The sequence below is a fragment of the Streptomyces sp. BF23-19 genome, from assembly GCF_041106355.1.
Classification (GTDB): Bacteria; Actinomycetota; Actinomycetes; order Streptomycetales; family Streptomycetaceae; genus Streptomyces; species Streptomyces virginiae_A.
Map to the genome: position 1 here is coordinate 5548 of NZ_JBGBPT010000004.1, position 20018 is coordinate 25565.

A 20018-nucleotide genomic window follows, 5' to 3' on the forward strand; every position below is an offset into this window, starting at 1 on the left:
GCCTCAAACGCCGGCGAGGCTGGATCGGGCGGCGAGGCCGGATGGGTGCGGCGCCGCTGGTTCGGGCGGCGAGGCCGGATCGGGGGCCGGATCAGTTGCCGCGGCGGCGGAGGAGGCGTTTGGCGCCCAGGACCAGGATCAGGCCGCCCGCCAGGACAAGGGCTCCCTTGCCGAAGCCGACCGTCGGTTCCGTCATCGAGGACGCGCCCGGCGGGGAGCCCGGCTGCGGTGAGGTCGACGGACCGGTGGCGGCGGCGACCGGGATCGCGATGACCCGGCTGCCCTCGCCCTCCGCGCCGAACATCAGCGTGGAGCCGTCCGGCGTGTACGTCACCGACTCCGCCTGCCCCTGCCACGGCGCGTCCACCCGCTCGCCCTCACCCACCGGCAGGCCGTCCTTCCACGGGTAGGTGCGAGCCGTGAAGTAGCCCCGCAGCGTCAGCCGGGTGCCGTCGGGGGAGAACGCCCCGTCCGTCACCCACGGCACGTCGGCGACCCGCCGGAACACGTTCGTGTCGCCCGTCGACAGCTCCGCCGGGCCCTCGTACAGGCCGCCCTTGTTCTCGTCCTTGCTCGCGATGTACACCCGGCCCGTCACCGGATGGACCATCAGGGACTCCGCGTTGCGCGCGCCGTCCGCGTACTTCACCGTGAACTGCGCGGCCTCGACCGTGACATCACCCAGTTGCTTCGGTTCAGGGAAGCGGTAGATCCACACGTGGTCCCAGGTGCCGCCCCGGTTGTCGCCGATGTCCCCCACGTAGAGCTGCCCGTCCGGGCCCAGCGAGATCGCCTCGACGTCGCGCGGCTTCCCGATCCCCTTCAGCGTCACGCGGGCCACCGTCCGGCCCGTGGCCGAGTCCACCGCGTAGATGAACGGGCCGTCGTCGCTGTCGTTGTGCGTCCAGTACACGCCCGGGTGGATCCGGCTGGCGGCCAGGCCGCTCGACTCCTTGATCCGCGGGTCGGAGATGGTGAAGGAGGATGTGGCGGGGGTCTCCGCCGCGAGGGCCGGGCCCGGCAGCACGGCGAGTGCGGCGGCGACGGCGGCGGTGGTGGCAACGGCGGCGGACGCGGCGGCGGACGGCAAGGGCAGGCGCATGTCCCCAGCCTGCCAGTACGTGCCGCGTGTCCGGCGTCACAGGGGTTTCTGTCGCGCGATCCGCGATGATGACCGGATGCGTTTCATGTTCGTCGGTGACTCCATGACCATCGGACGCGCCGGCGACTACACCTGGCGCTACCGGATGTGGCAGCACCTCAGCTCGACCTTCGGCGGTCCCTACCGGATCGTCGGTCCACGCTGCGAGCTGTACGACACCGTCGCCGACACGCCCACCAGTCACGCGTACGCCGACCCGGCCTTCCCGGAGCGCGCCCGCCGCCACCTGGCCGGCTGGGGCGAGGGCTGGCAGCACATGGCCCCCCTCATAGGACCCGCCATCGCCGACACCGGCGCCGACGTGCTCCTGGTGTCCCTCGGGCTGATCGACCTCGGCTTCTACACCGACGCCGAGCAGACCGCCGCCAACGCCCGCCGGTTCATCGCCGAGGCCCGCGCGGCCCGGCCCGCCGTCCGCATGGTCCTGTTGCCGGTCATCCCCAACAGCCGGGCCGAGGAGGACGCCCCCTTCGCGGCCGAGGTGGCCCGCTTCAACGAGCTCCTCGCGAAGGCTGTGGCGGACCTGACGACCGACGCCTCGCCGATCCTGCTGGCCGCGCGCCCGGACGCGTACGACATCCGCCACGACACCTACGACGGCACTCACCCGAACGCCTCGGGCGAGCACCGGCTGGCGGGTGAGTTCGCGGCCGTCCTGCACCAGGCGTGGGGGATCGGCGGCCCCTACCGGCCCGCGCACGGGCTGTAACACGCCCTTCACGGCGGGGTCTTGCTTCGAGCGCACTCCAAGCAGTTGGCTAGTGCCCCATGAAGTACACACAGCTCGGACGCTCCGGCCTCAAGGTCAGTCGACTCGTTCTCGGCACGATGAACTTCGGCCCCCAGACCGGGGAGCCCGAAAGTCACTCGATCATGGACGCCGCCCTCGACGCGGGTCTGAATTTCGTGGACACGGCCAATGTGTATGGGTGGGGCGAGAACAAGGGCCGCACCGAGGAGATCATCGGCACCTGGTTCGCCCAGGGCGGCGACCGCCGCGAGAAGACGGTCCTCGCCACCAAGGTGTACGGCTCCATGTACCGCGAGGCCGACACCTGGCCCAACTACGACCGTCTGTCGGCGCTGAACATCCGGCGGGCCGTCGACGCCAGCCTCAAGCGGCTCCAGACCGACTACATCGACGTCTACCAATTCCACCACGTGGACCGGCTGACCCCCTTCGAGGAGATCTGGCAGGCCGTCGAGGTCCTGATCCAGCAGGGCAAGATCCTCTACGCCGGCTCCTCGAACTTCCCCGGCTGGAAGATCGCCCAGGCCAACGAGATCGCGGCCCGCCACGGCCGGCTCGGCCTGGTCAGCGAACAGTGCATCTACAACCTCGCCGAGCGGCGCGCGGAGATGGAGGTCATTCCGGCGGCCCAGGAGTACGGCCTCGGGGTCATCCCGTGGTCCCCGCTCCACGGTGGCCTGCTGGGCGGGGTCATCAAGAAGGAGGTCGAGGGCGGCCGCCGTGCCTCCGGCCGGTCGGCGGACGCGCTGGCAAACAGCACGGTACGGGCGCAGGTGCAGGCGTACGAGGACCTGCTGGACAAGCACGGGCTGGAGCCGGGCGAGGTCGGGCTGGCCTGGCTGCTGACGCGTCCCGGGGTCACCGGGCCGATCGTCGGGCCGCGTACGCAGGAGCAGCTCGACTCGGCGCTGCGCGCGGCGGAGCTGGAGCTCTCGCAGGAGGTCCTGGCGGGCCTGGACGAGATCTTCCCGGGTCCGGGGGCGTCGCCGGAGGCATTCGCCTGGTAGGTCCCCCGCCCAGGGGCTACTGGCCGACGGCAGCCGCCACGGCCACGACGAAGAACATCAGTACGAGCACACCGGCCATCACGCGGTTTCTGGTCTTGGGATCCACCCGTCGAGCGTAACGCGGGCCGCCGGCTCTCCCGCACGCCCCCCGGCCCAGGCCGGGGGGCGTGCGGGTTTCAGCCGCCGAGCGGCCAGGCTCCGACGGTCTCGTAGCGGGGCTGCTCGCCCGGCACCCCGCTGACGGGGAGGTTGCTGCGGACCAGGCTGAGCGTGTCGACCTGCCAGGACGTGCCCTCGAAGCCCGCGAGGGCGTCCAGGTAGGGGCGCAGCGGGGTGGTGGCGTCGTGGCTGCGGGCCAGGGTGAGGTGCGGGGTGTAGCGGCGGTGCTGCTCCATCGGTACGCCGGCCCGCCGGGCGGCGGCGTCGGTCCGTTCGGCGAGCATCCGCAGGGCGGCGAGCTCCCCGGCGGCGCCGGCCCACAGGGCGCGCTCCCCGAAGTGGCCGGAGCCGTGCAGCCGCAGGGTGAAGGGGTCCGTGCGGTGGGCGGCCCGCTCCAGGCGGGTGTGCAGCTCCGGGAGCACCTCTTCCCGCACCTCGCCCATGAAGGCGAGGGTGAAGTGCCAGCCCGCCCGCGCGGTCCACGTGAGGTGGTCGTCGTGCAGGGGGTCGACGGCCCGGGCCAGCTCGGCGACGGCTGCCTCCGGCGGTAGGACGGCTGCGAACAGTCTCATGCCGGCGAGCGTAGCCGTGCGCGGCCCCGTTGTCGGGGGCTCCGCCCCCTAACCCCCGCGCCTCGAACGCCGGCGAGGCCGGGAAATCCTCGCCGGCGTTCGAGGCGCGGGTCCGGGCGGAGCCCGGTGGGGTCCGGGGCGGGGCCCCGGGGTCAGGCGGCCGGGACCAGCTCGCGGGGGGCGGCCGCGGGGACGAAGGTCACGCCGCGCCGGTTCACCCGCAGCCGGAGGTTGCCTACGCGGGCCAGGACCACGGCGATCGCGAGGGAGGCGGTCAGGGAGATCAGGCCGCCCGCGGCCATGCCGATCCGGGCGCCGTAGGTGTCCGTGATCCAGCCCAGCAGCGGGGCGCCCAGCGGGGTGCCGCCGGTGAACACCATCATGAACAGGGCCATGACCCGGCCGCGCATCTCGGGGTCGGTCGCCATCTGCACGCTGGAGTTGGCCGTGACGTTGACCGTCAGGCCGAAGATCCCGATGGGTACCAGCAGGGCGGCGAAGAGCCAGAAGCCGGGTGCGAAGGCGGTCACCAGGAGCAGGGCCGAGAACAGCACGGCCGCGGCCACCAGGACCCGCAGGCGGGACTGTCCGCGCCGGGCCGCGAGCAGGGCGCCGGCCAGGGAGCCGGCCGCGATCAGGGTGTTGAAGAGTCCGTAGGTGCCCGCGTCCCCGTGGAAGACGTCGCTGACGTACGCCGAGAGCCAGATCGGGAAGTTGAAGCCGAAGGTGCCGATGAAGCCGACGAGCGCGATCGGCCAGATCAGCTCGGGGCGGCCGGCGACGTAGCGCAGGCCTTCGCGCAGCTGTCCCTTGGCGCGGGGCCTCGGCTCGACCGGGTGCAGTTCGTGCGTCCGCATCAGCAGCAGGCCGGCGAGGGGCGCGGCGAAGGACAGTCCGTTCAGCAGGAAGGCCCAGCCGGAGCCGACGGCGGTGATCAGCACACCGGCGATCGCCGGGCCGACCAGCCGCGCGGACTGGAAGTTGGCCGAGTTCAGGCTGACGGCGTTGGCCACCTGGTCCTTGCCGACCATCTCGGGGACGAAGGTCTGCCGGGCCGGGTTGTCGACGACGGTGACCAGGCCGATCGCGAAGGCGGCGACGTAGACGTGCCACACCTGGACGTGTCCGGCCAGGGTGAGGACGGCGAGGGCGATGCCGGTCAGGCCCATCGCGCTCTGGGTGGCGAGGAGCAGCGGCCGCTTCGGCAGCCGGTCGGCGAGTACGCCGCCGTAGAGGCCGAACATCAGCATCGGCAGGAACTGCAGGGCGATGGTGATGCCGACGGCGGAGGCGGAGCCGGTCAGCGACAGGACCAGCCAGTCCTGGGCGATGCGCTGCATCCAGGTGCCCGTGTTGGACACGACCTGGCCGGTGGCGAAGAGCCGGTAGTTCCGGATCTTCAGCGAGCTGAACATGGAGCCCTTGCTCGCGGGTGCCGCGACGGGCGCGGCGGTAGAGGGGGTGGATATGTGGCCGGGTGCGGAATCTGCTCCGGTTCCCGTACTCAAAAGCGTTCGCCTCCTGGCGTCGTTCCTTACAGGTGTGCGAGCTTCTCCAGGACGGGGGCGGCCGCGCGCAGCTTGGCCCACTCGTCCTCGGTCAGCTCGGCCGCGAGCCCGGCCAGGAAGGCGTTGCGCTTGCGGCGGCTCTCTTCGAGCATCGCTTCGGCCTCCTCCGTCTGGCGGACCACCTTCTGGCGGCGGTCGTCGGGGTGCGGTTCCAGCGTGACCAGTCCCTTGGCTTCCAGCAACGCGACGATGCGCGTCATCGACGGCGGCTGGACGTGCTCCCGCCGCGCGAGCTCGCCGGGTGTGGCCTGGCCGCAGCGGGCGAGGGTGCCGAGGACCGACATCTCGGTCGGGCTCAGCGACTCGTCGACGCGCTGGTGCTTCAGGCGTCGCCCCAGCCGCATGACGGCGGAGCGGAGGTCGTTCACGGCGGCTGCGTCGTCGCCATGGGAAAGGTCAAGCATGTCTTTAGAGTAACTCATTACTCTCCCTAAGGAACACCACTTTTCCGGCTCACACCTGGCGTCACTCGTACGGGTGAGTCGGCGGCTGAAAGTGACACGCGTACGCACCCTGTGCCCCGACTCTTTCGGCATGGGGACACATGTGCTGAGCATGCGCATAGACGGGGAGCTCCTCGACAGGCTCCGGATCCATGCCGCCAAACGCGGAATGAGCGTCCAGGACTATGTGGTCCGGACGCTCATTCGCGATGACTTCGACGAGCGCTTCAAGGCGGCCGTCGACGAGACAGAGAAGTTCTACGGGCTGACGTGAGCTACTGCGCGAGGCCGAGGGCGGGCATCGCGTAGTAGAAGACGAACACCGCCGACACCACGTACATGGCCACCGGGACCCCACGTCCCCGGCCGGTCGCCAGGCGCAGCGCGCAGAAGCTGATGAAGCCGATGCCGATGCCGTTGGTGATCGAGTAGGTGAAGGGCATCATCACCATGGCCAGGAAGGCCGGGACGGCGATGGTGTAGTCGCTCCAGTCGATGTCCTTGACCGAGCCGGCCAGGATCATGAAGCCGACCGCCACGAGGGCGGGCGTGGCCGCCTGGGACGGGACCATGGTGGCGAGCGGGGTGAAGAACAGCGCCACGGTGAAGAGGCCGCCCGTCACGATGTTCGCCAGACCCGTACGGGCACCCTCGCCGACACCGGCCGTGGACTCCACGAAGCAGGTGGTCGCGGAGGAGGAGGTGGCGCCGCCCGAGGCGACCGCCAGACCGTCGACGAGCAGGACCCGGTTGATCCCGGGGAACTCGCCGGTCTTCTTGTCGATCAGCTTCGCCTCGTCGCCGACGCCGAGGATCGTGCCCATGGCGTCGAAGAAGCAGGACAGCAGCACGGTGAACACGAAGAGGATGCCGGTCAGCATCCCGACCTTGTCGAAGCCGCCGAACAGGCTGACCTGGCCCACGAGCCCGAAATCGGGCGCGGCCACCGGGTTACCGGGCCACTGCGGAACGGTGAGGCCCCAGCCCGAGTCGGGCACCTCCGCGATCAGCTGGACCACGACGGCGACCAGGGTCATGGCCACGATGGAGATCAGGATCGCGCCCGGGACCTTGCGGATCAGCAGGGCGAACGTGAACAGCACGCCGATCGCGAAGATCAGGACCGGCCAGCCGTCCAGGTGACCGGTGCCGCCGAGCTGGAGCGGGACCGTGGTGTGCGCGGCGTCCGGGATCCGGGAGACGAAGCCCGCGTCGACCAGGCCGATCAGCATGATGAACAGGCCGATGCCGATGGCGATGCCCTTGCGCAGGCCCAGCGGGACGGCGCTCATCACCCGTTCGCGCAGGCCGGTGGCGACGAGCAGCATCACCACGAAGCCGGCCAGGACCACCATGCCCATGGCGTCGGGCCAGCTCATGCGCGGGGCGAGCTGGAGCGCGACCACCGTGTTCACGCCGAGGCCGGCGGCGAGGGCGATCGGGACGTTGCCGATCACACCCATGAGGAGCGTGGTGAAGGCGGCCGTCAGGACGGTGGCCGTCACCAGCTGGCCGGAGTCGAGCTGGTGCCCGTACATGTCCTTCGCGCTGCCCAGGATGATCGGGTTCAGCACGATGATGTAGGCCATGGCGAAGAAGGTCGCGAGGCCGCCGCGGACCTCGCGGGCGACGGTCGAACCGCGCTCGGAGATCTTGAAGTAGCGGTCCACCGAGCTGGAGGGTTCCTGGGGGGAAGGCTCCGGGGAGGTGGCTTCGGGGGCGGGGGCCGGGGTACTCATACGGTCCTCATTGGGTGGTTCATACGAAGAAAATGGGCCGCGCCCAAACCGTTTCAGTATGAACACATGAACGAAAGGGCGTCCATCTCCGCGCGTAGATGGCGTTTCGCGACGCCTAGACTTGCCGCATGGCGAAATGGACTGCGAAGCACGAGGCGCCCGAGCCCCTGGAGGGCCCGGTCGTCGCCACCGTCACAGGTGGCACGATCCTGTGGTTCGCCCTCTTCCTGGTCCAGCTGCCCTTCTACGGGTGGTTCGCCGACCAGGGCCGGCTGTGGTGGGTCTGGACCTGCGCGGCCGGCGGCTTCCTCGGCCTGATCGGCATCTGGTACGTCCGCGGCCGGGACGCGGCGCTCAAGCGTCACGCGGCGGAACAGGTGGAGGCCGCTGCGCGGGCCGAGCAGCCCGAGCAGCCCGGGCAGCCCGGGCAGGCGGGCTCGGGTCCGCAGGCCTGACCGGGCGCGGGTCCGCAGGCTTCGGGGTGGGGCGGTGCCCCTCCGGTACGTCTCCTCGGCTCGCGAACCCTTGGCCGGATCGGCCCGCGGCCCGGCGGTGGGTTCGCTCGACCTGCGGGGACATCCCGGAGTGTCCCCGCCCCACGGCGCGGCTCACGGGCGCTACCAAGGGACGATTCGGGTCATCCTGAGGTCGGATCTTCCCGCTGCTCGGCGGGTGGACAGTTCGAACCCCGCTTAACGTCGAAGGCATGACGCAGCGGGCTGGAACCGAATCCGACGGGCCGGAGCCGGGTGGCGGCACGGCCGCCCCCGCCATCGACGCGGGAGCGGAGCTGGACCCCGTACACCCGATGCGGCCGCCCGCTCCCCTCTTCAAGCCGGGCGGGCTGAGCACCGCCGAGGTCGCCGAGCGGGTCGCGCGCGGCGAGGTCAACGACGTTCCGGTGCGCAGCAGCCGTTCCACCGCCGACATCGTCCGCGCCAACGTCTTCACCCGGTTCAACGCGATCATCGGCGTGCTCTGGGCGATCATGCTCGTCGTCGCACCGATCCAGGACAGCCTCTTCGGCTTCGTGATCGTCGCGAACACCGGCATCGGCATCATCCAGGAACTGCGTGCCAAGAAGACCCTCGACAGCCTCGCCGTCATCGGCGAGGTCAAACCCAGCGTGCGCCGCGACGGCCGGACCGCCGAGATCTCCACGTCCGAGATCGTCCTCGGCGACGTCATCGAGCTCGGCCCCGGCGACAAGGTCGTCGTCGACGGATCCGTCGGCGAGGCCGACGGCCTGGAGATCGACGAATCCCTGCTCACCGGCGAGGCCGACCCCGTCCTGAAGAAGCCCGGGGACCCGGTCATGTCCGGGTCCTTCGTCGTCGCCGGCGGCGGCGCCTTCACCGCCACCAAGGTCGGCCGCGAGGCCTACGCCGCCCAGTTGGCCGAAGAGGCCTCCCGCTTCACGCTCGTCCACTCCGAGCTGCGCTCCGGCATCTCCACCATCCTCAAGTACGTCACCTGGATGATGATCCCGACCTCGATCGGCCTGATCATCAGCCAGCTCCTCGTCAAGGACAACAACCTCAAGGACTCCATCGCCCGGACCGTCGGCGGCATCGTCCCGATGATCCCCGAGGGGCTCGTGCTGCTCACCTCCGTGGCCTTCGCGATCGGCGTCATCCGGCTCGGCCGCAAGCAGTGCCTGGTCCAGGAGCTGCCCGCCATCGAAGGCCTCGCCCGCGTCGACGTGGTCTGCCTCGACAAGACCGGCACCCTCACCGAGGGCGGCATGGACGTCACCGAGCTCCGCCCGCTCGGCGGCGCGGACCCGGCCTACGTCAAGAAGGTGCTCGGCGCCCTCGGCGAGTCCGACCCCCGCCCCAACGCCAGCCTTCAGGCGATCATCGACGCCTACCCCGACATGGCGGAGTGGCGCTGCACCGAGTCCCTGCCCTTCTCCTCCGCCCGCAAGTACAGCGGCGCCAGCTTCAGCGAGGGCGACGGGGAGAACAACACCTGGCTGCTCGGCGCCCCCGACGTCCTGCTCCCCGCCGGGGACCCCGCCCTCGACGAGATCAACGACCTCAACGAGCAGGGACTACGCGTCCTGCTGCTGGCCCGCTCCGCCCGCGAACTCGACGACGCGGCCGTCGCCACCGGGGTCCGGCCGACCGCCCTGGTCGTCCTGGAACAGCGGCTGCGCCCCGACGCCGCCGACACGCTGCGCTACTTCGAGGACCAGGACGTCAAGGCGAAGGTCATCTCCGGCGACAACGCGATCTCCGTCGGCGCGGTCGCCGGCAAGCTGGGTCTGCCGGGCGCGGAGAACACCGTCGACGCCCGGGGGCTCCCCACCGACCAGGCCGACATGGCGCGGGTCGTCGACGACAACTCCGTCTTCGGGCGGGTGAGCCCGCAGCAGAAGCGGGACATGGTCGGAGCCCTCCAGTCCAAGGGCCACACGGTCGCCATGACGGGCGACGGGGTCAACGACGTCCTCGCCCTCAAGGACGCGGACATCGGCGTCAGCATGGGCTCGGGCTCGGAGGCGACCAAGGCGGTGGCCCAGATCGTCCTCCTCAACAACAGCTTCTCGACCCTGCCCTCGGTGGTCGCCGAGGGCCGCCGGGTCATCGGCAACATCACCCGCGTGGCCACCCTCTTCCTCACGAAGACGGTCTACTCGGTGCTGCTGGCCATCCTGGTGGTCTGCTCACAGGTCGAGTACCCCTTCCTGCCCCGCCACCTGACGCTGCTGTCCACGCTCACCATCGGCATCCCGGCCTTCTTCCTGGCCCTGGCCCCGAACAAGGAACGCGCGAAACCGCACTTCGTGAAGCGGGTCATGCGCTACGCGATCCCCGGCGGAGCCATCGCGGCCGTGGCCACCTTCGTCTCGTACCTGATCGCCCGCCACCACTACACCGGCCAGGGCGCCCTCGAAGCCGAGTCCAGCGCGGCCACGCTGACGCTGTTCCTGACGTCCATGTGGGTACTGGCGATCATCGCCCGCCCCTACACGTGGTGGCGGGTGGCCCTGGTCGGTGCGATGGGCGGGGCGTTCCTGATCGTCCTCGTCGTGCCGTGGCTGCAGGACTTCTTCCAGCTCAAGCTGGTGGGCGTCGTGGTGCCGTGGATCGCGGTGGCCGTCGCCGTGGGCGCGGCCGTGCTGATCGAGTTCACCTTCAGGTGGGTCGACCGCAAGTTCCCGGCCTGACCGGCGCCGGTCCCGACCCCCGGGCCGGGGTCAGGAGACCGATACGGGCCGCTGGTCCTCGGCGGTGGCCGTGCGGGGGGCCGGGACCTCGGGCGTGGGACGGCGCCGGGCGCCGATGTCCTCGGTCGCCCGCCCGGGAGCCCGGCCCGCTTCCGGTCAGTCGAACCAGCGGTCCCGGGCCAGTTCCGCCGTACGCGACGGGTCCTCCAGCAGGGCCGCCACCTCGAAGCGGCGCGGCCACTGGCCCGCCGACCAGGCAAGGCCGGCCGCGACGCCCTCCAGCGTCGACGCGTGGAGCGTGCCGTCGGGGGTGCGGCGCCAGTCGAGCTCCGTGCCGCCCGCGACCAGCTCCTCGTGCTCGACGTACGTCGCCGGAGTGGCCGGACCCAGCAGTACGAGCACCGACTCCGGGACCTCGTGTTCCTCGCCGGGCGTGGTCACCTCCGCCGGAACCGTCTCCGAGAGGCGGCGCACCTGGAGCAGGTCCGCGAGATCCGCCGCGCGCGACGGGGGGACCGGCAGCAGCGGCAGCCCCGCCGTCAGCGGAAGCAGGTCCGGGGCGTCCGCGATCACCGCGTCGGCCGCGTCCACCACGAGCACCTCGCCGTCCACCACCGCGCGCAGCTCGTCCGGGAGGGTGACCTGCTCGGGGTCCAGATCGGCCAGCGCGCCGTACAGGCCGTGCAGCTGGTGGCCGGTGACCTCGCGGTCCGGGTCGGCCAACCGGGCCAGCAGTTCGGCGGCGCCGCCGGGCTCGTCCAGCAGGGCCGCCACGGAGGTCCGTACGCCGAGCGCCCGCAGGACCTGCTCGTCCTCGAAGCCCGTGGCGTCCGCCGAGGTGTAGAGGCCCGCCAGCAGCGGGTCGCCGCCCGCCGCACGCAGGCCCGCCGGGCGGCGGCCGTCCAGCACCGGGTGGTCGCGCAGCCACCAGGCCGTGTACGGGCGCACCGACTGCGTGGTGCCGTCCGGCAGCAGGATCCGCACGGGCTGGGTCAGCGCGTCGCGCAGCGGCGGCTGCGCGAGCAGGGCGAGCGCCTGCGGCCAGCAGTCGTCGTCGACGAGGTCGAGGTCCCGGACGGCGATCAGCTCGGTCGCCACCGGCGGGACCGGGGTGTCCGGCAGCTGGTCCAGGAGGTCCTCGCACCACACGTCCACCGCGTCCAGCAGGCCCGCGTCGTCGGGCTCGGCGAAGTCGCCCTCGCGCGGTTCCAACTCGTCCGGGTCGAGGACCACGTCGGTGGCGCGGACCAACTGGAAGGTGGCCAGGACCCCGCACGCGGTGAGCGGACCCGCGCCCCACCGCTCGGCGAGGTCCGCGTCCACGTACGGGACCTCGTCCTCGCGGATCACCGAGGCCAGCGGGCTGCCCGGCAGCAGGAGCTCGCCCGCCGGGACCAGTTCCCCGTCCTCGTCCGGCAGGGCCAGCGCGCCGAGCCAGGGCTCGTCACCCGGCGCCAGATCGGCGTCCCGGACCAGCCCCAGGACCACCTCGGCCAGCTCGTCGGCGTCCAGGGTGTCGGCGTCCTCGTCCCAGATCTCCCCCGCGTCCAGGGAGGCGGCGACGGCCGCCCGCACCTGCGGGGTCGTCAGGACCGCGCGGGCCGTGGCCGGGAGGGCGCCGAGCTTCTCCAGCAGCGGGTGCGCCGCGTCCGGGTGCGCGACCTTCAGCCCCAGCCGGGCCAGGCTCGTCGGCGTGTCCGCGCCGGGCAGCAGGATGTGCCGGGGGCCGATCGACGTACGGCCGTCGGCGAGCGGCACGGGTAGCCCGGACAGCCGGTCGGGGTCCACCCCGGCGAGGCTGTCGTAGAGCCGGTGCCACCACTCGGGGGTCCGCTCGATACCCGCGATCCGCTCGATGGCATCGCCCAGCGGCAGCCGGCCCACCCCCAGGGTGCGCAGCTCGGCCCGGCGCTCCAGGCCCGCCGGCAGCAGCGTCGGCAGGACCTCGGCGAGGACGCGTACGGTGTCGGCGCCCGCGCCCTCCACCACCTCGGCCTCGAAGGGGCGCAGGGCGGCGCGCTCCTCCGCGTGCTCGGGCGGCGCGGCCGGCGCGAGGAACGCCGTACGGGGCAGGCGCTGCAGGACGGCGGCGCGCAGGGCCCCGTCCAGCTCGCCCTTGCCCAGCGGGCCGGGCACCAGGTCGACCAGAGCGGTCGTCACCGGGTCCCAGGCGCCGAGGAGTTCGGCGTACGCGTCGGCCGCGCGCTCCACGAGGAAGTCGAGCAGCGGACCCGGCGCGGGGTGCCGGCGGGTGGTGTCCAGCGGCAGGGTCGCGATGAGCAGCGCCGGGAAGCCCAGCGGCTCGTCGGTGGGGGTCGGCGCGTGCACCACCGGGGCGGTGACCGGGCGCACCGGGGCGCCGTCGGAGTCGACGGGCACGGCCCAGGACACCGCCCAGGCCGGCCGCAGCCGCTCCTCGACGGGCCGGTCGGCGAGCAGCGCCCGCTCGATGGGGCCGCCGTGGCGGACGGTGCGCCAGCGGTGGGTGACCGTGCCGGAGGCGGTGGTGTCCTCGATGACCGTGTACGGGCCCTCGTCGCGTCGGTACAGGGTGCGCGTGCCGTCGGCCGGGGTCTCCACGACGACCTCGCGCAGACCGGGCAGGGTGAGCAGCAGGGCGTCGTCGACGCCCGCCAGCAGCCGCTCCACCAGCCCCTCGGCGGCGGCGTCGCGCAGCGGGAGGACCACGACGGTGTCGTAGCCCTCGGGGGCGGTGCCCTCGGCGGGCAGCGGGAGGCGCAGCAACGGAACGTGCCCGTCGCGTCGGCGCAGTTCGTCACCGAGCCCCGGGCTGCCGACCGCGGCGCCCCGAGCCAGTTCACGGGCCTCGGCCAGCGACCAGCGCACCCCGCCGTGCCGGCCGAGCACCGCCGGTTCGTCGGAGACGGCCAGGACGGCCGCGAAGCCGACGCCGAACCGGCCCACGCTGTCACCGGAGGGCTCCCGCTTGGCGGAGGCGCGCAGGGTGCTCAGCGACTCCACGCCCGTCGCGTCCAGCGGGGCACCGGTGTTGGCGACGGCCAGCAGCGCGTGCCCGCCCTCGCCCGCGTGCAGGGTGAGCCGCAGCCGGCCCGGCACCTGGGCCCGGGCCGCGGCGTCGGCGGCGTTCTGCGCCAGCTCGATGACGAGCCGGTCCCGGTAGCCGCCGAGCGCGAGGTCCTCCTCGGCGTTGGCGTCCTCGCGGAACCGGGCCGGGCCCGCACCCCACGCGTCGAGCACCCCGCGCCGCAGCCGGGCCGTGCCGAAGGGGTCCACACCGCTCTGGGCCGCCGTCACTCGCACGCTCACGCCGCTGCCTCCAAGAATCGCCGCCGGAGCCCTGAAGGTACCGCGTGCGGGAGAACCCCCACGCCGGTGGCCTTCAGGTGTCCGGGGAACGCCGAAGCCCCCGGCGAGCGCAGGTCACCGGGGGCTTCGCGTCGTACCGGGCGGGTGAGGGTCAGAGCTTCTCGATCACGTGGTCGATGCAGGCCGTCAGCGCCTGCACGTCCGCCGGGTCGATCGCCGGGAACATCGCGATACGAAGCTGGTTGCGACCGAGCTTGCGGTACGGCTCGGTGTCCACGATCCCGTTGGCGCGCAGCACCTTGGCGACGGCCGCCGCGTCGATCTCGTCCGAGAAGTCGATCGTGCCGATGACGGACGAGCGCTTGTCGGCGTCCACGACGAACGGGGTCGCGTACTTGGACGCCTCCGCCCAGCCGTACAGGTTGCGCGCACTGGCCGCCGTACGACCCGTGGTGAACTCCAGGCCGCCCTGGCTGTTCATCCACTCCAACTGCTGGTCCAGCAGGAACAGGGTCGACAGCGCCGGGGTGTTGTACGTCTGGTTCTTCAGCGAGTTGTCGATCGCCGTCGGCAGCGAGAAGAACTCCGGGATGTGCCGGCTGCCGGACGCGTGCACGCGGGCGGCGCGCTCCAGGGCGGCCGGGGAGAACGCGGCCAGCCACAGGCCGCCGTCCGAGGCGAAGGACTTCTGCGGCGCGAAGTAGTAGACGTCCGTCTCGGTGATGTCCACCGGCAGACCACCGGCGCCCGAGGTCGCGTCCACCAGAACGAGGGACCCGGCGTCGGCGCCCGCGACACGCTTGATCGGCGCCGCCACACCCGTCGAGGTCTCGTTGTGCGTGTACGCGTACACGTCCACGCCCGCCTCGGCCACCGGCTCCGGGTGCGTACCCGGCTCCGAGGAGATCACGGACGGCGCGTCCAGCCACGGCGCGAGCTTCGCGGCCGTGGCGAACTTCGAGGAGAACTCGCCGAAGGTGAGGTGCTGGGACTTCTGCTCGATCAGACCGGCGGTCGCGATGTCCCAGAAGGCGGTGGAGCCGCCGTTGCCCAGGATCACCTCGTACCCCTCGGGGAGGGAGAAGAGGTCCCGGAGGCCCTGGCGCACCGAGCCGACCAGGTTCTTGACCGGGGCCTGGCGGTGTGAGGTTCCGAGCAGGGAGGTACCGGTGGCGGCGAGGGCGTCCAGCGCCTCGGTCCGCACCTTGGAGGGGCCCGCGCCGAAGCGTCCGTCGGCGGGCTTGATGTCAGCGGGAATCTGGATCTCAGCCACGAGCGGAGCGTATCGGGTCCCGGTCCGCGCCTCGGAAGCGCGTCCACCCGATGAGACGGGTCCGGCCGGTGGGAGGGTGGGGCCGTGACGTCACCCGGTGAACTCGAACGGACATTGCGGGAGAACCTGCGCGGGGAGATCGACTTCGGCGCCGCCGCACGCGCCCTGACCACCATGGACGCCTCGAACTACCGGCGCGTCCCGGTGGGAGTGGTCGCCCCGCGCGACGCCGACGACGTGGCGGCCGCCCTCACGGTGTGCGCCGAGGCCGGGGTCCCGGTCGTACCGCGCGGCGGCGGGACCTCCATCGCGGGCCAGGCCACCGGAGTGGGCGTGGTCCTCGACCTCACCCGGCACATGAACACCCTCGTGTCGGTGGACCCGGAAGCCCGGACGGCCGTCGTCGGGCCCGGGCTGGTCCTCGACCGACTGCGCGACGCGGTGCGCCCCTACGGACTGACCTTCGGACCCGACCCGTCCACGCACTCCCGCTGCACCCTCGGCGGCATGATCGGCAACAACGCCTGCGGGGCCCACTCGGTCGCCTGGGGCACCACCGCCGACAACGTGACCGAACTGGCCGTGACGACCTACGGAGGCACCGCCCACCGGATCGGCACCGGCTGGGCGGGCGCCCCCGACGGCCTGCGGGACCTGGTCACCGGACACCTCGGACCGCTGCGCACCGGGATGCCGCCCGGCTTCTCGCGGCGGATCTCCGGCTACGGCGGCCTCGACGCGCTGCTGCCCGAGCACGGGGTACAGGTGGCGCGGGCGTTCTGCGGCAGCGAAGGCACGCTCGGGGTGGTGACCGAGGCGGTCGTCCGCCTGGTGGAGGCGCCCCGGGCGCCGGTCCTCGCGGTGCTCGGCCACACCGACGAGAGCGCGGCGGCCGAAGCGGCGGCGGGCCTGCTGCCGTACGGGCCACTGACCGTGGAGGGGATGGCCCAGGACCTGGTGGGCGACACCGCCGCGCTGCTGCCCCGGGGCGGCGCGTGGCTGTTCGTGGAGATGCCGGACGAGGGCGCGGCCCGCGCACTGCTGCGGGCCGCCGACGCCGTGGACTCGACGGTCGTCACCGATCCGGCCGCGCAGCGGGCCCTGTGGCGGATCCGCGAGGACGCGGCGGGCACGGCGACCCGGATGCCGGACGGGAGCATGGCCTGGCCGGGGTGGGAGGACTGTGCCGTACCGCCGGCCCGGCTGGGCGCGTACCTGCGGGAGTTCCGGGCGCTGCTGGCGGCGCACGGGCTGCGCGGATCCCCGTACGGACACTTCGGCGAGGGCTGCGTGCACGTACGGATCGACTTCGACCTCGTGTCGGCGCCGGGCATCGCCCGCTTCCGGACCTTCTCCGAGGAACTGGCCGACCTCGTCGTCGCGCACGGCGGGTCCCTGTCCGGGGAGCACGGGGACGGCCAGGCGCGCGCGGAACTGCTGCCCAAGATGTACGGGCCGGACATGATCCGGCTCTTCGGCGCCTACAAGGACGTGTGGGACCCGGCGGGCGGCATGAACCCGGGGACCCTGGTCAGACCGGCGCGGCTGGACGAGAACCTGCGCTTCGCGGTGCTGCCCGCCACCCCGTTCGCGGGCGAGGTCGCCCGCTGCGTGGGCGTCGCGAAATGCCGGACCACGGACCCGGGCGGCGCCTCGGTGATGTGCCCCTCCTACCGGGTCACGGGCGAGGAACGGCACTCCACCCGCGGCCGGGCCAGGCTGCTGCACGAGATGCTGGCCGGGGAGATCATCACGGACGGCTGGCGCTCGGCGGAGGTCGCCGAGGCGCTGGACCTGTGCCTGGCCTGCAAGGGCTGCCGCAGCGACTGCCCGGTGGGCGTGGACATGGCCGCGTACAAGGCGGAGTTCCTGCACCACCACTGGGCGGGCCGGATCCGCCCGCCGTCCCACTACACCCTGGGCGGCCTACCGGGCTGGCTCGGCCTGATCGCCCGCCTACGGGCGGCGGGAGCGGTCAACGCCCTGGCCCGACGCGTTCCCGTACCGGGGCTGGACCGGGAGCGGGGCGGCCGGCTGCCGGAACTGGCCCGCGAACCGTTCACGCGGTGGTGGGGGCGACAGCCGGGCTCGACGGGACGGCCGGGGGCGGAGGCGGCGTCGGGGGCGGAGGGCGCGTCGGAGCCAGGGGGAGCCGTCATCCTCTGGCCGGACACCTTCACCCAGTACCTGAACCCCGCGGCGGGCCGGGCGGCCACCCAGGTGCTCCGCGCGGCGGGGCTGAGCGTCGAGGTACCCACGGCCGGCCGGGTGTGCTGCGCACTGACCTACGTCTCCACGGGCCGCCTCGACCGCGCCCGCACGGTCCTGCGCCGGACCCTGGACACGCTGGGCGAGCCGGCAGGGCCCGTCGTGGTCCTGGAACCGAGCTGCGCCGCGGCCCTGCGCGCCGACCTGCCCGCCCTGCTCCCCGACGACCCCCGCGCGGCCCGCCTCGCGGGGGCGGTACGGACCTTCGCCGAGACCCTGGAGGAGTACGCCCCGGCCTGGCGGCCGCCGCGACTGGACCGGGAGGTGGTCGGCCAGACCCACTGCCACCAGCACGCGGTGCTCGGGGACGGCCCCGACCGCAGGCTGCGCGAGCGGGCCGGCCTGACCGGCGAGCTCAGCGGCGGCTGCTGCGGCCTGGCCGGGAACTTCGGCTTCGAGCCCGGCCACCACGAGGTGTCGGTGGCCTGCGCGGAGGAACAACTGCTCCCGTCCCTGCGCGCGGCCCCGCGGGACGCCGTGATCCAGGCGGACGGATTCTCGTGCCGCACCCAGATCGCCCAGCTGGGCGGGGTCCGGGCCCGACACCTGGCGGAACTCCTCGCGGAGGGGTTGTGACCGCCGGCTGTCAGGGGGTGACCGTTGCGAGGCAGGACATCAGGGGTGACAGTTGTAAGGCAGGACATACGGCAACACTCCTTACGGCCCCTTAGTCTGGATAAATGCCCGCACCTTCCTCTTCGCCCTCCCCGGCGGCCTCGCCGGCCGTCGCCGCAACGGCGCCGGACCCGTCGCCGGCCCAGGGCTCCGGTTCCGCTTCCGGCTCCGGGTCCGGCCCCCGGTCCGGCCTCGGTCCCGTCGCGCTGGTGATATCGGCGGGGATCTCGGTGCAGTTCGGTGCCGCCCTCGCGGTCATGATCATGCCGAGGGCGGGCGCGGCGGGCGTGGTCACCCTGCGCCTCGCGGCTGCCGCGATCGTGCTGCTGCTCCTGTGCCGCCCGAAGGTGCGCGGCTACTCCCGTTCCGACTGGGGCACGGTGCTCGCCTTCGGCGTCGCCATGGCCGGCATGAACGGCCTCTTCTACCAGTCCATCGACCGGATCCCGCTCGGCCCGGCCGTCACCCTGGAGGTCCTCGGACCGCTCGCCCTCTCCGTCATCGTCTCCCGACGCCTGGTCAACGTCCTGTGGGCGGGCCTCGCGCTCGGCGGCGTCGTCCTGCTGTCCGGGCACGGCGGGGGCGGACTCGGCTTCGGCTCCCTCGACCCGCTGGGCGCGGCCTTCGCGCTCGGGGCGGGCGCGATGTGGGCGGCGTACATCGTGTTCAGCGCGCGCACCGGCCGCCGCTTCCCGCAGGCGGACGGGCTCGCACTGGCGATGGCGGTGGCCGCGGTCATCTCGCTGCCGCTGGGCATCGCCGAAGCGGGCTCGGACCTGCTGGTCCCGAGCACCCTGGCCCTCGGCCTGGGCGTGGCCGTCCTGTCCTCCGTCCTGCCGTACACGCTGGAACTGCTCGCGCTGCGGCGGATGCCGGCCCCGACCTTCGCGATCCTGATGAGCCTGGAGCCGGCCATCGCCGCCACGGCGGGCTTCCTCGTCCTGAACCAGGCCATGTCCGCGCTGGACGCCCTGGCCATCGCCCTCGTGATCGCGGCCAGCATGGGCGCGGTCCGCTCGCAGATCCGGAGGAAGGCCGCCTGATGGATGTCGCCACCTACCTGGCCGCGTTCCCCGACGCCCGACGCGAGGCCCTGGTCCGCCTGCGGGAGCTGTGCCTGCAGGAGCTGACCGGGTTCGAGGAGCAGATCGCGTACGGGATGCCGGTGTACGTGCGGGCGGGCGAGACGGCCGGCGAGATCGCCTGGGCGAACCAGAAGCAGTACATCTCCTTCTACCTGATGCGCACGGACGTCCGGGACGCCTTCGCGGACCGCCTGGCCGCCCACGACATGGGCAAAGCCTGCCTCCGCTTCCGCAACCCGGCCAAGGTCGACTTCGACCTCCTCCGGGACCTCCTCCGAGCGACGGCGGGGCCGGGGCCGGGGAAGGTCTGCTGAGGGGGCTTCGGTGAGCGGCTCCCCGCTCCCCGCTCAGTGCAGGATCAGGCCGCCGACCGGGACGGTGGCGACGTGGCCGGTTGCCGGGCGGGTGTGTGCCAGGGCGAGGCCGATGTCGACCAGGGAGGCACGTAGGAGTGCGGCCACTTCGGCGATCGGGGTCCAGACCGACTCGACGACCGCGCCGTTCGGCTCCGGTCGGAGTTGGCCGCCGGTGATGCGGACCTCGTAGAAGATGCCGACGTTCTGGTGGTCCGGGCCGCCGGGGACGGAGCGTTCGGCGGCGGGGATCAGCCGGGAGTCGACGCCCAGCAGACGATCGACCACGGCGTCGCAGCCGGTCTCCTCGGCGACCTCCCGGATCACCGCGTCGAACGGGTCCTCCCCGTGCTCGACCCTGCCGCCCGGAAGCGACCAGTTGTTGTCGCCCTCCGGCGAGACGTGGCGGGCGAGCAGCACCCGGCCGTCCTCGATGCATACGGCGTACGCCGCCATTCGGAAGCTCATGTCCCACACCTTCCGCCGGAACCTGTCCCGCGTCCAGGCTCCCGTCACCGCCCTGAGCCGTCCCGTCCGGCCGGCCCGGGGGGACCGGCCGTAGG

16 protein-coding genes are annotated in these 20018 nt (G+C 72.7%); 8 read left to right on the forward strand and 8 right to left on the reverse strand.

Annotated features, from left to right (window positions below):
- Window positions 1-91: 91 nt before the first annotated feature.
- The gene (locus tag AB8A24_RS03385) at window positions 92-1102 is read right to left on the reverse strand and encodes a WD40 repeat domain-containing protein (RefSeq protein WP_328962800.1); all 1011 of its coding nucleotides are present in this window, start codon (window positions 1100-1102) and stop codon (window positions 92-94) included.
- A gap of 76 nt (window positions 1103-1178) precedes the next feature.
- On the opposite strand from AB8A24_RS03385, the gene AB8A24_RS03390 reads away from it, so the two are divergent.
- Window positions 1179-1871: a GDSL-type esterase/lipase family protein gene (locus tag AB8A24_RS03390; RefSeq protein WP_328962801.1), complete on the forward strand. Its 693-nt coding sequence runs from the start codon at window positions 1179-1181 to the stop codon at window positions 1869-1871.
- A 59-nt stretch (window positions 1872-1930) separates the two neighbouring features.
- Complete coding sequence (locus AB8A24_RS03395) at window positions 1931-2920, forward strand: aldo/keto reductase (RefSeq protein WP_328962802.1); 990 nt, start codon at window positions 1931-1933, stop codon at window positions 2918-2920.
- 176 nt (window positions 2921-3096) lie between these two features.
- On the opposite strand, the gene thpR is transcribed toward AB8A24_RS03395, so the two are convergent.
- The 3 genes from thpR to AB8A24_RS03410 all read right to left on the reverse strand — a co-directional run bounded on the left by thpR (window position 3097) and on the right by AB8A24_RS03410 (window position 5623).
- Window positions 3097-3651 (reverse strand): RNA 2',3'-cyclic phosphodiesterase, encoded by a 555-nt coding sequence (gene thpR / locus AB8A24_RS03400; RefSeq protein ID WP_328962803.1) that lies wholly within the window; start codon window positions 3649-3651, stop codon window positions 3097-3099.
- Between the two features lie 152 nt (window positions 3652-3803).
- On the reverse strand, window positions 3804-5159 hold the full coding sequence (locus AB8A24_RS03405; RefSeq protein WP_328962804.1) for an MFS transporter: 1356 nt from the start codon (window positions 5157-5159) through the stop codon (window positions 3804-3806).
- A 26-nt stretch (window positions 5160-5185) separates the two neighbouring features.
- Window positions 5186-5623: a MarR family winged helix-turn-helix transcriptional regulator gene (locus AB8A24_RS03410; RefSeq protein ID WP_189735121.1), complete on the reverse strand. Its 438-nt coding sequence runs from the start codon at window positions 5621-5623 to the stop codon at window positions 5186-5188.
- 130 nt (window positions 5624-5753) lie between these two features.
- Here AB8A24_RS03410 and AB8A24_RS03415 point away from each other — a divergent pair, with 130 nt between their 5' ends.
- Window positions 5754-5936 (forward strand): hypothetical protein, encoded by a 183-nt coding sequence (locus tag AB8A24_RS03415; protein WP_030010567.1) that lies wholly within the window; start codon window positions 5754-5756, stop codon window positions 5934-5936.
- 1 nt (window position 5937) lies between these two features.
- Here AB8A24_RS03415 and AB8A24_RS03420 read toward each other — a convergent pair whose 3' ends face one another.
- On the reverse strand, window positions 5938-7401 hold the full coding sequence (locus AB8A24_RS03420; protein WP_328962805.1) for an NCS2 family permease: 1464 nt from the start codon (window positions 7399-7401) through the stop codon (window positions 5938-5940).
- Between the two features lie 128 nt (window positions 7402-7529).
- Between AB8A24_RS03420 and AB8A24_RS03425 the strand changes: the two genes are divergently transcribed.
- Window positions 7530-7856 (forward strand): DUF2530 domain-containing protein, encoded by a 327-nt coding sequence (locus tag AB8A24_RS03425; RefSeq protein WP_328962806.1) that lies wholly within the window; start codon window positions 7530-7532, stop codon window positions 7854-7856.
- A gap of 251 nt (window positions 7857-8107) precedes the next feature.
- A complete protein-coding gene (locus tag AB8A24_RS03430; RefSeq protein ID WP_328962807.1) occupies window positions 8108-10573 on the forward strand; it encodes a cation-translocating P-type ATPase in 2466 nt (821 codons plus the stop codon).
- Between the two features lie 156 nt (window positions 10574-10729).
- Here AB8A24_RS03430 and AB8A24_RS03435 read toward each other — a convergent pair whose 3' ends face one another.
- A complete protein-coding gene (locus AB8A24_RS03435; protein WP_328962808.1) occupies window positions 10730-13861 on the reverse strand; it encodes a sacsin N-terminal ATP-binding-like domain-containing protein in 3132 nt (1043 codons plus the stop codon).
- Between the two features lie 151 nt (window positions 13862-14012).
- Window positions 14013-15134: a phosphoserine transaminase gene (serC, locus tag AB8A24_RS03440; RefSeq protein WP_266384035.1), complete on the reverse strand. Its 1122-nt coding sequence runs from the start codon at window positions 15132-15134 to the stop codon at window positions 14013-14015.
- A gap of 174 nt (window positions 15135-15308) precedes the next feature.
- Here serC and AB8A24_RS03445 point away from each other — a divergent pair, with 174 nt between their 5' ends.
- The 3 genes from AB8A24_RS03445 to AB8A24_RS03455 all read left to right on the forward strand — a co-directional run bounded on the left by AB8A24_RS03445 (window position 15309) and on the right by AB8A24_RS03455 (window position 19416).
- Window positions 15309-17978, forward strand: a complete 2670-nt coding sequence (locus AB8A24_RS03445; protein ID WP_328965934.1) for an FAD-binding and (Fe-S)-binding domain-containing protein — start codon at window positions 15309-15311, stop codon at window positions 17976-17978.
- A 104-nt stretch (window positions 17979-18082) separates the two neighbouring features.
- The gene (locus AB8A24_RS03450) at window positions 18083-19060 is read left to right on the forward strand and encodes an EamA family transporter (protein WP_328962809.1); all 978 of its coding nucleotides are present in this window, start codon (window positions 18083-18085) and stop codon (window positions 19058-19060) included.
- Window positions 19060-19416, forward strand: a complete 357-nt coding sequence (locus AB8A24_RS03455; protein ID WP_369474639.1) for a DUF1801 domain-containing protein — start codon at window positions 19060-19062, stop codon at window positions 19414-19416. Before AB8A24_RS03450 ends, AB8A24_RS03455 begins: the two co-directional genes overlap by 1 nt.
- A gap of 33 nt (window positions 19417-19449) precedes the next feature.
- Here the strand turns inward: AB8A24_RS03455 and AB8A24_RS03460 are convergent, their stop codons facing one another.
- Window positions 19450-19923, reverse strand: coding sequence for an NUDIX domain-containing protein (locus tag AB8A24_RS03460; RefSeq protein ID WP_328962811.1), 474 nt, complete (start codon window positions 19921-19923; stop codon window positions 19450-19452).
- Between the last annotated feature and the right edge of the window lie 95 nt (window positions 19924-20018).

Bases quoted from the DNA above. Each gene is read 5' to 3' on its own strand.
- AB8A24_RS03385 (WP_328962800.1), bottom strand. From the start codon at position 1,102: ATGCGCCTGCCCTTGCCGTCCGCCGCCGCGTCCGCCGCCGTTGCCACC.
- AB8A24_RS03390 (WP_328962801.1), top strand. From the start codon at position 1,179: ATGCGTTTCATGTTCGTCGGTGACTCCATGACCATCGGACGCGCCGGC.
- AB8A24_RS03395 (WP_328962802.1), top strand. From the start codon at position 1,931: ATGAAGTACACACAGCTCGGACGCTCCGGCCTCAAGGTCAGTCGACTC.
- thpR (WP_328962803.1), bottom strand. From the start codon at position 3,651: ATGAGACTGTTCGCAGCCGTCCTACCGCCGGAGGCAGCCGTCGCCGAG.
- AB8A24_RS03410 (WP_189735121.1), bottom strand. From the start codon at position 5,623: ATGCTTGACCTTTCCCATGGCGACGACGCAGCCGCCGTGAACGACCTC.
- AB8A24_RS03415 (WP_030010567.1), top strand. From the start codon at position 5,754: ATGGGGACACATGTGCTGAGCATGCGCATAGACGGGGAGCTCCTCGAC.
- AB8A24_RS03420 (WP_328962805.1), bottom strand. From the start codon at position 7,401: ATGAGTACCCCGGCCCCCGCCCCCGAAGCCACCTCCCCGGAGCCTTCC.
- AB8A24_RS03425 (WP_328962806.1), top strand. From the start codon at position 7,530: ATGGCGAAATGGACTGCGAAGCACGAGGCGCCCGAGCCCCTGGAGGGC.
- AB8A24_RS03430 (WP_328962807.1), top strand. From the start codon at position 8,108: ATGACGCAGCGGGCTGGAACCGAATCCGACGGGCCGGAGCCGGGTGGC.
- AB8A24_RS03445 (WP_328965934.1), top strand. From the start codon at position 15,309: ATGGACGCCTCGAACTACCGGCGCGTCCCGGTGGGAGTGGTCGCCCCG.
- AB8A24_RS03450 (WP_328962809.1), top strand. From the start codon at position 18,083: ATGCCCGCACCTTCCTCTTCGCCCTCCCCGGCGGCCTCGCCGGCCGTC.
- AB8A24_RS03455 (WP_369474639.1), top strand. From the start codon at position 19,060: ATGGATGTCGCCACCTACCTGGCCGCGTTCCCCGACGCCCGACGCGAG.
- AB8A24_RS03460 (WP_328962811.1), bottom strand. From the start codon at position 19,923: ATGAGCTTCCGAATGGCGGCGTACGCCGTATGCATCGAGGACGGCCGG.